The 12,126-nt window shown below is 68.9% G+C and carries 7 protein-coding genes; 3 read left to right on the top strand and 4 right to left on the bottom strand.

The window, feature by feature from the left end:
• Window positions 1–144: 144 nt before the first annotated feature.
• From PGN16_RS10805 to PGN16_RS10815, 3 genes are read right to left on the bottom strand one after another with little or no spacing between them, the layout of a single operon-like run.
• A complete protein-coding gene (locus tag PGN16_RS10805) occupies window positions 145–1,575 on the bottom strand; it encodes an efflux transporter outer membrane subunit (RefSeq protein ID WP_335309404.1) in 1,431 nt (476 codons plus the stop codon).
• Complete coding sequence (locus PGN16_RS10810) at window positions 1,572–4,757, bottom strand: efflux RND transporter permease subunit (RefSeq protein WP_335309405.1); 3,186 nt, start codon at window positions 4,755–4,757, stop codon at window positions 1,572–1,574. Before PGN16_RS10810 ends, PGN16_RS10805 begins: the two co-directional genes overlap by 4 nt.
• Window positions 4,754–6,016 (bottom strand): efflux RND transporter periplasmic adaptor subunit, encoded by a 1,263-nt coding sequence (locus tag PGN16_RS10815; protein ID WP_335309406.1) that lies wholly within the window; start codon window positions 6,014–6,016, stop codon window positions 4,754–4,756. Before PGN16_RS10815 ends, PGN16_RS10810 begins: the two co-directional genes overlap by 4 nt.
• 85 nt (window positions 6,017–6,101) lie before the next feature.
• On the opposite strand from PGN16_RS10815, the gene PGN16_RS10820 reads away from it, so the two are divergent.
• On the top strand, window positions 6,102–6,779 hold the full coding sequence (locus PGN16_RS10820; RefSeq protein WP_335309407.1) for a response regulator transcription factor: 678 nt from the start codon (window positions 6,102–6,104) through the stop codon (window positions 6,777–6,779).
• Window positions 6,776–8,098 carry a sensor histidine kinase gene (locus tag PGN16_RS10825; protein ID WP_335309408.1) on the top strand — a complete coding sequence of 441 codons (1,323 nt, stop codon included), beginning with the start codon at window positions 6,776–6,778 and terminating at the stop codon, window positions 8,096–8,098. Before PGN16_RS10820 ends, PGN16_RS10825 begins: the two co-directional genes overlap by 4 nt.
• 65 nt (window positions 8,099–8,163) lie before the next feature.
• On the opposite strand, the gene PGN16_RS10830 is transcribed toward PGN16_RS10825, so the two are convergent.
• Window positions 8,164–10,080, bottom strand: a complete 1,917-nt coding sequence (locus PGN16_RS10830) for a CocE/NonD family hydrolase (RefSeq protein ID WP_335309409.1) — start codon at window positions 10,078–10,080, stop codon at window positions 8,164–8,166.
• A 151-nt stretch (window positions 10,081–10,231) separates the two neighbouring features.
• Here PGN16_RS10830 and PGN16_RS10835 point away from each other — a divergent pair, with 151 nt between their 5' ends.
• Complete coding sequence (locus PGN16_RS10835; RefSeq protein WP_335309410.1) at window positions 10,232–11,941, top strand: alpha-L-fucosidase; 1,710 nt, start codon at window positions 10,232–10,234, stop codon at window positions 11,939–11,941.
• Window positions 11,942–12,126: the final 185 nt, after the last annotated feature.

Raw genomic sequence — 12,126 nt, forward strand, 5'->3', positions numbered from 1 at the left:
ATCGATGACACGATTATCCGATCGAATTTCACGCTGTTTTCATGTTCTCTTCTTTACCCTTATCGCTCGCCAGGACATGGAGAAGCAACCCATTATCTTAACAAGATCATGGATTGCTTGACCAATTACACGGGTGACGGGATGTTATTGCGGTGGGCTGATCCGCCCGCCGACCGCGGCGAACAGCGCAACGGTGTCGGTCAGTCGCGCGGCGCGGGCCTGCACCAGTTGCGCGCGCGCCTCCGCATCGGCGGCGCTGGCGTTGAGAAGGGTCAGCGTGTCGATGTCGCCGAGCGCCAGCCGCCGCCGCGCGAAGGTCAGCGCCTGATTCGAGGCGTTTGCGGCACGGGTGGCGGCGTCGAGCGCGACCGCGTCGGTCGACAGCCCGGTCAGCGCGTCGGACACGTCGCCGAAGGCGGTCAGCACCGCGGTACGGTAACCCGCTTTGGCGCCCTCGAGCGCCGCTTCCGCCGCCCGCTGCTGATGGCGGAGCTGGCCGGCGTGGAACAGCGGCTGGGTGATGCCGCCGATCAACGTCCAGAAGGGGTTACCGTCCTTGAACATGTCGCCGAAGCGCTGCGCCGCGCCGCCGGCATTGGCGCTGAGCGTGATCGACGGCAGGCGCGCGGCGATTGCCGTCTGGACATCCGCGCCGGCGCCTTCCAGCTGCGCGCGTGCCGCCTGCACGTCGGGGCGCTGTGCGACGAGGTCGGAGGGGAGCACCGAGGGTAGTCGGGTGGGGAGCGAAAGCTGCGCGAGCGTTGGTAGATCGGGCAGCGCATCGCCGGCCGCGCGACCGAGCAACGTCGCGATTACAACGCGTTGGTGCGCCTCCTGCCGGACGAGCGCGGGCAGCGCGCCCTCGGCGGCGGCGAGCGCGGTCTGTTGGGTGACCACGTCCGCCGCGCCGACGGCGCCGAGGCGTTGGCGCATTTGCAGGCGGGTGAGGATGTCGCGGTTGACCGTCACTGCGGTGCGCGCCGCGTCGAGCTGGTCGGCGAGCGCCGCGCGCTGGATCACCGCCTGCACCAAGTTACTGACAACACTCGTTCTTGCCGCGTCGAGGCGGCTGCGTTGCACGGCGGCGGCGGCGCGGGCGGAGCGGAGGCGGGCGCGGGTGCCGCCGAAGGCGTCGAGGGTGTAGCTGACGTTCACCTGCGCGGTGTGGAGCGTGTAAAGTTGCTGGTTCTGGTTCGCGATCACCGGGGAGATCGCGTTCGAAACTCTCGTCCTTTCAGCCTGATAGCTCGCGTCGACCTGGGGCAGCAGCGCGCCGCCGGCCGCGCGCGCCTGTTCGGCGGCCTGCCGCAAGGAGGCGTCGGCGGTGGCGATATCGTTGTTGTGGCGGAGCGCTTCGGTGACCAGAATGTCGAGTTGTGGGCTGTCAAATGCCGTCCACCACGCCGCTGGGGACGCGGTTGCGGGCAAAAAAACCTGTCCCGGTGCGCTGACCGGCGCGATTGCGGCGGGCATGGTGGCAGCCGGGAGCGCAATATGCGCGTCCAGATCGCGCGGGCCGACGGTGCACGCCGTTATCGCGGAACAGGCGAGCAGCAGGGCGAGCGTGCGGGTCATGCGGTCACCTCCGATCCGCCGTCATGGTGGTGGCCGACGTCGCGGCCATGCGCGCCGCGGTCGGTGGGGGCGACGCGGCGGGAGAAGCGGTCGATGAGCACCGGCAGGATCAGCAGGATCAGCACCGGCGCGAGCGTCATCCCGCCGACCACGACCAGCGCGAGCGGCTTCTGCACCTGGCTGCCGATGCCGTGCGACAGCGCGGCGGGCAGCAGGCCGATCGCGGCGACCAGACAGGTCATCACCACCGGGCGCAGCGAATGGCGCACCGTCGTCGCCACCGCCCGTGCGCGGTCGAGCCCCTCGTCGATCGCATTGTTGAAGGTGGTGACGACGAGGATGCCGTCCATCACCGCAATCCCGAACAAGGCCACGAAGCCGATCGCCGCCGAGATGCTGAACGCGGTGCCGGTCAGCGCCAGCGCCAGCACCCCGCCGACCACCGCCAGCGGGATCGCGGCAAAGGCGAGCAGGCTGTCGCGGATCGACCCGAAATTGGCGTAGAGCAGCAGCAGCATCAGCAGGAGGCTGATCGGCACGACGATCTCCAGCCGCGCGATCGCGTTGTTGAGATTGTCGAGCTCGCCCGCCCATTCGAGATGGTAGCCGGCGGGCAGATGCACCTCGTGCTGGATCCGCGCGCGCGCCTCGTCGACCGCGCCGCCCAGATCGCGCCCGCGCACCGAGAATTTGATCGGGATGTAGCGTTCCTGATGCTCGCGATAGATGAACGACGCGCCCGAGGTCAGGCGGACGTTGGCGACCTCCGACAGCGGCACCTGGATCGTTTGCGCGCTGCCGTCGAGCGCGGGTGCGCCGATCGTGATCCGGCGCAGCGCCTCCAGCGAGTCACGCTGCTCGGGCTTCAGACGCACGACGATCGGGAAGTGGCGGTCGGTCCCGGCCTCGTAGAGATCGGCGGCGGTGCTGCCGCCGATCGCCGCCGCGACCACGCCGTTCACGTCGTCGGGCGTGAGCCCATAGCGTGCGGCGCGGGCGCGATCGACGTCGATGCGGACGGTCGGCTGGCCGAGCGACTGGAAGACGCCGAGATCCTCGATCCCGCGCACCTTGCCCATCTGGTCCTTGATCTGATTGGCGTATTTTTCGAGCGTCGGCAGATCGGGGCCGAACAGCTTGATCGAATTGGCGCCCTTCACCCCCGAGGCGGCTTCCTCGACGTTATCCTCGATGATCTGCGAGAAGGAGAAATCGACGCCCGGATATTTGGCGCTCAGCTTCTTCGACAATTCGTCGATCAGCTTCTCCTTGGTCATCCCCGACGGCCATTCGTCGGCGGGCTTGAGCGGCACGAAGAATTCGGCGTTGAAGAAGCCGGTCGCGTCGGTGCCGTCGTCGGGCCGGCCGTGCGCGGACAGCACCGCGGTCGCCTCCGGATATTGCGCGATGATCCGCCGGATGCCGTTGACGGTTGGCTCGCCCGCCTCAAGGCTGATCGACGCCGGCAGCGTGGCGCGAATGTACATATTGCCTTCCTCCAGATGCGGAAGGAATTCGATGCCGAGCGAGCGCACCCCGACCATCGCGACGAGCAGCAGCAGCACGCCGCCGCCCAGCGCGAGCACGCGGTTGCCGAGCGCGAAGGCGGCGGCCGGTTCGTAGACGCGGCGCAGCTTGCCGACGATGAACGTCTCCACTTCCGACAATTTGTCGGGGAGCAGCAAAGTCGCGAGCACCGGCGCGACCGTGAAGGTCGCGATCAGCCCGCCGGTGATCGCATAGGCATAGGTCTTGGCCATCGGACCGAAGATGTGCCCCTCGACCCCGGTCAGCGTGAACAGCGGCAGGAAGCTGGCGATGATGATCGCCGCGGCGAAGAAGATGCCGCGGCTGACCTCGCTCGACGCGCCCAGCACCGCCGAGAAGCGGCTGGCGAGCGAATAATGCCCCTTGCCGCTTTCGACGTTCGCCGATCGCTCGACCATGTGGCGGAAGATATTCTCGACCATGATGACGCAGGCGTCGACCACCAGCCCGAAGTCGAGCGCGCCGACCGACAGCAGGTTCGCGCTCTCGCCCTGCAGCACGAGGATCAGGATCGCGAAGGCGAGCGCGAACGGGATCGTCGCCGCGACGATGATCGCGCTGCGCAGATTGCCGAGGAACAGCCATTGCAGCGCGAAGATCAGCAGGATGCCGACCACCATGTTCTCGAGCACGGTGTGGATCGTCAGCTTGATGAGGTCCGAACGGTCGTAGATCCGCTCCAGATGCACGCCGGGCGGCAGGACCCCCGAATCGTTGATCTCGGCGACCTCCTTCTGGACGCGTTCGATCGTCGGCATCGACTGCGCGCCGCGCTGCATCAGCACGATGCCCTGCACGATGTCGTCCTGGTCGTTATAGCCGGCGATGCCGAGCCGCGGCGTGTTGCCGATCGTGACCTTCGCCACGTCCTTCACCAGCACCGGCTGCCCGCCGGCGGTGCCGACCAGCACGTTCTCGATCCCCGACGGCGACTGGATCAGCCCGACCCCGCGGACGATCGCGGCCTGTGCGCCGAAGTTGATCGTCTGCCCGCCGACGTTGCCGTCGCTCTTGGCGATCGCCTGCAACACCTGGTTGACGGTGACGCCGTGCGCGGACAGGCGATCGTTGTCGATCACCACGTCATAGGCGCGCAGCTTCCCGCCCCAGCCGGTGACGTCGATCACACCGGGAATGCGCTTGAAGCGGCGTTGCAGCACCCAGTCCTGCAACGTCTTGAGGTCCATGACCGAATAGCCCTTGGGCGCGGCGATCCGGTAGCGATAGATTTCGCCGACCGGGCTGGTCGGCGACAGCGTCGGCTGCGCGCCACCGGTGAGCGGCGGGAGCTGCGACAGGCGGTTGATGACCTGCTGCCGCGCCTGTTCGTTGGTGTAATCGTAGCTGAACTGGATCTTGATGTCCGACAGGCCGAACAGGCTGATCGCGCGGATCGCGGTCAGATGCGGGATGCCCGCCATCTGCACCTCGATCGGGATGGTGACGTTGCGCTCCATCTCCTCGGCGGACAGGCCCTGCGTCTGGGTGATGACCTCGACCATCGGCGGGACCGGATCGGGATAGGCCTCGATATTGAGGTTGAGGAAGCCGATGACGCCCGCCACCAGCATGGCGACGAAGACGCCGACGATCAGCAGCCGCTGACGCAGCGCGAATCCTACGATGCGGTTCACTCGCCGAGCCCCGCTTCGTTGACGAACAGCGCGCCGGCGGTGACGATCCGCTCGCCGGGGGCGAGCCCCTTCAGGATCGCGACCTGCCCGTCCTGGCTGTCGCCGGTCACCACATCGCGCGCGGCCAGCACGCCGCCGGGCTGGACGACCCAGACGCGTGCCTGTTCGCCCTCATGAATCACCGCGGCGGCGGGGACGCGCATCTCCGCCCCCGCGCTGGCGCGGCGGATCGCGAAGCTGGCGAACATCTGCGGCTTGAGCGCGCCGCCGGGGTTGGCGATCGCGGCGCGTACCGGCAGGCGGTGCGTGACGGGATCGAGCGCCGCGCCGACCAGATCGATCCGCGCGCTGAACGTGCGGCCGGGCAGCGCGGGGGTGGTGACGGTGGCGGCATCGCCGACGTGGATCGACTCGGCATCGCCCTCCGCGACCTGCGCGACCAGCCAGACGCGCGACGGATCGGTGATCGTCATCACCGGCTTGTCGCCGCCCTGCCCGACATATTGCCCGGCGGAGACGTCGCGCGACGCGATCAGCCCGCTGATCGGGGCGTGGAGCGTGGTGACGTCGTGGATGCCCGAGACTTCGCTGACATTCTCCAGCCGGCGGATTTCGGCGGGCGACTTGCCGAGCACTGCGAGCTTGTCGCGCGCCGCGCCCAGCGCGGCGGCGGCGGTGCGCGCGCTGGCCTGCGCGGCGGCGAGATCGACCTGCGCCTGCTGATAGTCCTTCAGCGCGCCACCGGCGGTTTCGTAGATCTGCTTCTGGCGGTCGGCCGCGCGCTGCGCCGCGATCAGCTGCGCCTGTGCATTCTGATAGGCGGCGCGGGCGGCGAACAGCCCGCTGCGCGCATCGACGAAATCGCCGGTGCGCACCAGCAGCAGCGGCTGGCCCTGCACGACGCGCTCGCCGGCCTCGACCAAGACCTTCACGACCTGACCCGCATAGGGCATCAGCACCGGCGTGCTGCGGTCACCGTCGACGGTGATCGCGCCGCTGGCCAGCGTGCGCTCATCCGCGCTGCCCGCGCCGACGCGCATCGTCTGCAGCCCGGCAAGCTGCACCTGCGTGGGGCGGAAGGTGCCCGGCGGCGGCGGCGCGGGCGGTGCCTCTTCCTTGTGCGTCCATTTGCCGATCAGCGTGACGAGCAGCACCACGCCAACCAGCGCGGCGGCGGCGATCGCCAGCCAGCGCCACTGCGCCGGGCGCGACAGACGGTTCGCGGGGGGAAGCGGAACGGATTCGTCGGCTGCGTGCATGATCGACTCTGCGTACGGTGAACCGTAAGGCGCGTAGCGAGGGCGGCTTACATGTACCTGACGATTGCTGCGCTGCGGGGGAATCTTGCGCATATTATTGATCGAGGATGACAGGGCGTTGGCGGAGGCGCTGACCGCGGCGCTGCTGCAACGCGGGCTGACGGTGGATCATGCCGCGTCGCTGGACGAGGCGGAGGCGTATATGGCGGCGGTCGACCATGCCGCGATCCTGCTCGACCTCGGGCTGCCGGACGGCGACGGGCTGGCGTGGCTGCGGCGACGGCGCGCGGGCGGCGAGACGCGGCCGGTGCTGGCGCTGACCGCGCGCGGCAGCGTCGAGGCGCGCGTCCGCGGGCTGCACGACGGGGCGGACGATTATATCGTGAAGCCGTTCGACGCCGACGAGCTGCATGCGCGGTTGCTGGCGGTGCTGCGGCGGCAGGGCGGCTATCTGGGCGTGTCGCTGACGTGCGCGCGGCTGACCTTCGATGTCGAGACGCGAACCGTGCGGGTCGGCGAGACGGTGCTGACCTTGTCGACGCGCGAGACCGAGTTGCTCGAACTGCTGCTGCGGCGGGCGGGGAATGTCGTGCCGAAACGCGTGGTCGAGGACCAGTTGTTCGGCGCCGGGAGCGATCAGGGATCGAGGAACGCGGTCGAGGTCTATGTCCACCGCTTGCGCAAGCGGCTTGACGAGGCGGGAACCGGCGCGCGGATCGAGACGGTGCGCGGGGTCGGCTATCTGCTGCGCAGCGCGGCATGAAGCGGTGGTGGCCGCGGTCGCTGTTCGGGCAGCTGGCGCTGCTCCATGTTGCGATCGCGCTGGCCGCCGCGGTGACGCTGCCGCTGGCGGTCGGGGCGCTGCTCCACCGCGTCGCGCGGCATTACCAGCATGAGGTGCTCCACCAGCAGGCGCAGCGCGTCGCCGACCGCCTGAGCGCCGATCGCGGCGACGCGCGGCGGGCGATCGCGAGCGTCGACCTGCTCGCGGGCGGGCTGTCGCTGGCGATCGTCGATGGCGGGCGGCGGGTGATCGCCGCACGCGGGGCGGCGGTACCGGCGGCGGTGCCGCTGGCGCCTCAGCCCGAACTGGTGCGGCGCGGGCGGGTTGCGGTGCTCAGCCGACCGGTGGGCGCGCGGTGGATCGTGGTGGCGCAGGACAGCACCGCGCCCGAGGTGGTGACCGACGATATCGTCACGACCTTCCTCAAGCGCTTCGTGCTCTTGCTGCTGCCGTTCGTGATGCTGGGGCCGCTGATGGCGGCGTGGCTGACGCGCGGGATCCGGCGGCGGATGCGGCGCGCGGCGCAGACCGCCGCCGCGATCGGGCCGGCGACGCTCGACCGGCGGCTGCCGCGCGGGACGCTGCCTGCCGAGATCGAGCCGCTGGCGGCGGCGACCAATGCCGCGCTCGACCGGCTGGAGGAGGCGTTCGCGGCGCAGGCGGCGTTCGCGGCGGATGTCGCGCATGAGCTGCGCACGCCGCTGGCGACGATCCGGCTACGCGCGGATGCGGTGGCGGACGTGGCGGCGCGCGCGGCGTTGTTGCAGCAGGTCGATCGCGCCGCGCGGGTGATCGCGCAATTGCTGAGCCTCGCCGATCTGGAGCGGCCGGTGCAGGACGATGGCGCGGTGGTCGATCTGGGCGCGCTCGCCGAGAAGGTGGTGGGGGAGCGCGCGCCGGCGGTGCTTGCGTCGGGGCGGACGATCGCGTTGCAGGTGGACGGTGCCGCGGCGATCCCCGGCCAGCCGGCGGCGATCACGCTGGCGCTGCAGAATCTGATCGACAATGCGGTGCGGCACACGCCGGCGGGAGCGCGGATCGCGGTTTCGGCCGGACCGGGCGCGCGACTGTGCGTGGGCGACGACGGCGCGCCGATCCCGCCCGAACGGCTGGTAAAGATGCGCGAGCGGTTCTGGAAGGGCGAGGCGCGCAGCGGCGGCTCGGGGCTGGGGCTGTCGATCGTCGCGCGGATCGCGGCGGCGCATGGGGGCGCGTTGACGCTCAGCCCGGGCGAAGACGGGCGCGGGTTGCGGGCGTGTCTGGTGCTGGGCGGCACTTCACCGTCATTGCGAGCGTAGCGAAGCAATCCAGGGTCGGACCAGGACGCCCTGGATTGCTTCGCTACGCTCGCAATGACGGCCTCTTACTGCGCCACAGGGACGATCGGGAGCAACACCGCGCTTGGGGTCGCGCCGCCGCGTTCGATCGTGACCGTCGCCTTCTTGTAGTCGCCCGGCTGCGCGAAGAAGATGTTCTTCACATAGGTCTGCGGGTTGCGGTCGTAGAGCGGGAACAGGCTCGACTGGACCTGCACCATCACCCGGTGTCCCGGCTGGAAGACGTGGTTCACCGTCGGCAGGCGGAAGCGATAGCGCTGGACCTTGCCCGCCGGGATCGCGCTGGGCTTGGCAAAGCTGTCGCGGTAGCGGCCGCGGAAGATGTCGAGGCTGATCGGCAGCTGATAACCGCCCATCTTCGCGTCGGCGACGTTGGCGGGCAGCACGTCGATGATCTTGACGACGAAATCGCCGTCGGTGCCGGTCGTCTTGGCATAGAGATCAGCGATCGGCGCGCCCGAGACGCGCAGCGGCTGCGTCAGCACCGGTGTCATATAGGTCATCACGTCGGTGCGACCATCGGCGGGACGCTGGTCGCTGACCAGCCAGTCGCCCCAGCGACCGTCGTCGAAATTGACCGGACGCGGCAGATGCGGAACCGGCTTGGCGGGATCGGAGACGTAGGCGTCGCCGCCCGCCGCGCCCTTCGCCAGCGCCAGCCCGCCGTCCGCCTGCAGATACATCGGCGTCAGCGGCGCGGCGCAGCCCTGTTCGCACGCCAGTGGCCAATTCGCGAAGCGATCCCAATGGTTCTCGCCGGTGTTGTAGATCGCGGCGGTCGGCAGGTTCGCCGCCGGCCCGTCCTTGAGATATTGATCGAACAGCGGACGCACCATCTGCTCGCGGAATTGCGCGGCGGTGTCGCCGTTCCATTGGAACGGGCCGAGGCTGCGCCCCTCGCGGTTGACCTGGCTGTGCCGCCACGGCCCCATGACGAGGAAGTTGTTGCCGACCTTGCCCTTGGCCTTGAGCGCCTCCCATGCGGTGATCGCGCCGTACATGTCCTCCTGATCCCACAGCCCCTGTTCCCAGAGCGTGGGCACGTTCGAGGGATTGGCGGCGAGCAATTTGTCGAGCGCCTGCCCCTGCCAGAAGGCGTCATAGGCGGGATGCTGCGACATGCGCGTCCAATAGGGCAGCTGGTCGTAGCCCGACTGCTTCGCCCAACCGCCCGCCGACTTGTCGCGGAAATTGTCGTAATCGTCATAGCCGCCGGTCGGCGGGAGCGGGCCGCCGCTCTTGTAACCGGTCTGCCCGCCCAGCCACGCGATGTTGGCGAGCCGGAACGCGCCATAGTGGAACCAGTCGTCGCCCATCCAGCCGTCGATCATCGGGCTTTCGGGCGCGGCGACCCTGAGCGCGGGATGCGGATTGAGCAGCGCCATCACGACGGTAAAGCCCTCGTAGGACGAGCCGATCATCCCGACGCGGCCGTTCGACTGCGGCAGGTTCGCCTTGTTCACCAGCCAGTCGATCGTGTCGTAGGCGTCGGTGACGTGGTCGACCTTGGTGGGGTTGAGCGGGCCGATCACCGGGCGCGTCACGACGTAATCGCCCTCCGAGCCATATTTGCCGCGCACGTCCTGATAGACGCGGATATACCCGCCCTTCACGAAGATCTCGTCGGCGAGCGGCAGCGCGTTGAGCATCGACGGGCTGTCGCTGCGGTTCGCGCGCGCCGAGGCGTTGTACGGCGTTCGGGTCAGCACGATCGGCGCGTTGGTCGCGTTCTTCGGGATGACGATGACGGTGTGGAGCTTCACCCCGTCGCGCATCGGGATCATCACCTCCTGCTTAATATAGTCGCGCGCGATCGTCGGCAGGCGGAAGTTCGCGGGGATGTCGCCCCCGGCCGGTGGCTGGGTCTTCGGTCCGGTCTGGGGCGCCTGCGCCGCGACGGTGGCAAGGGCGATGAGCGGCAGCGACAGCACGGAACGACGCATGGAAAACTCCGGCAGGATTGTTGTCGCGATCTGTGCGGCAGGACGCCCGCCGCCGCAAGCGCGTCGAAAGGGGGTGGCATTGCACCGGATCGCCGGGCATGATGATGAAAACCAGTTCTCAAATCAAAGAACGACCCGGAGAGGAGCAGCCATGAAGGTGACACGCAGGCAGGCGCTGGGCGCGGGCGCGACCGCAGCGGCGGTGGCCTCGGTGCCCGCGGGCGCGGCGAGCGCGGGCACATGCGCCTACGGCACCCGGCCCGGCGGCAAGCGTGCGGTGCGCGTCCCCGCCCCGCGCGCCTTCACCGGCGACTGGCGGTCGCTGACCGACGGCTACAGCGTCCCGGACTGGTTCCGCGACGCCAAGTTCGGGATCTGGGCGCACTGGACCGCGCAATGCGTCCCCGCCGCGGGCGACTGGTATGCGCGCAACATGTACCTGCAGGGGTCGTCGCAATATGCGCATCACCTGAAGAACTATGGCCACCCCGCCGACACCGGCTTCATGGAGATCCAGAACCGCTGGAAGGCCGAGAAGTGGGACCCGGTGCGGCTGATCGACCTCTATCAGAAGGCCGGCGCGCGCTATTTCATGGCGCTCGCCAATCATCACGACAATCTCGATTGCTATGCCTCGACGCATCACGCGTGGAACAGCACGCGTGTCGGGCCGAAGCGCGACATCGTGGGGACGTGGGAGAAGCTGGCGCGCGAGCGGGGCCTGCGCTTCGGGGTGTCGAACCATTCGGCGCATGCGTGGCACTGGAACCAGGCCGCCTATGGCTATGACGCCGAAGGGCCGCGGCGCGGGCAGCGCTATGACGCGTTCCGGCTGACCGCCGCCGACGGCAAGGGCAAATGGTGGGACGGGCTCGACCCGCAGCAGCTCTACACCGGGCGCGACGATATCATGCCCGACGGGATCGAGACGCTGCTGGAGGCCGATGCGTGGCACGAGGCGCACGACCGGCTGTGGAACGAGGGCACGCCCGCCAACCCGGCGTTCGTGCGCAACTGGTATCTGCGCTGTCAGGAGCTGATCGACCGCTACCGCCCCGATCTGGTCTATTTCGACAATTTCGACCTGCCGCTCGAACAGGCCGGGCTCGACATCACCGCGTACTTCTACAACCGCAGCATGGCGTGGAACCGCGGGCAATTGCAGGCGGTGGTGACCGGCAAGAACATCCCGCCGCAGCGCCGGATGGGCGTGGTCGACGACGTCGAGCGCGGCGGCAAGACCTATATCGAGCGCTTCCCGTGGCAGACCGACACCTGCATCGGCGAATGGCATTACGATCAGGCGGTCTACGATCAGGACCGCTACAAGTCCGCCGCGACGGTCATCCACACGTTGTGCGACGTGGTGTCGAAAAACGGCAATCTGATGGTCAACGTGCCGCTGCGCGGCGACGGCACGATCGACGACAAGGAAGAGCGGATCGTCGAGGGGATTGCGGCGTGGATGCAGCGTTATGGCGACGCGATCTACGCCACCCGCCCGTGGCGCGTGCATGGCGAGGGGCCGCGCAACGGCGGCGGCGGGCTGTTCTCCGAGGGCGGGCCGAAGTCGCTCTATGGCCCCAAGGACATTCGCTATGTTACCAAGGGCGAGCGGCTGCACGCTTTGGTGCTCGGCTGGCCGGAGGACGGGGTTGCGCGGCTGACGTTGCTGGCGAAGGACAATCGCGTCGGGCGCGGCACCGTCCAGCGCGTGACGGTGCCGGGCAGCGACGCGCCGCTGCGCTTCGTGCGGACCGGCGATGCGCTGGAGGTGACGTTGCCGCCCGCGTTGCGCAACGACATCGGCATCGCGCTGATCCTCAGCGGGTCGGGGCTGACCGAAGGGTCGGTAATATAGGGTGCGATGACGTCAGCTTGCTCCGTCATTGCGAGCGGAGCGAAGCAATCCAGTGCCGGATCAGGACGCCCTGGATTGCTTCGCTGCGCTCGCAATGACGATCGGGCTCGCCCCGTCGCCCCGGCCCTGAGCCGGGGCCCCGCTTCTGCGCCGCGTTTGGGAGAGAAGAAGCGGGATCCCGGATC

Source organism: Sphingomonas phyllosphaerae (assembly GCF_036946485.1).
GTDB classification, from domain to species: domain Bacteria; phylum Pseudomonadota; class Alphaproteobacteria; order Sphingomonadales; family Sphingomonadaceae; genus Sphingomonas; species Sphingomonas phyllosphaerae_E.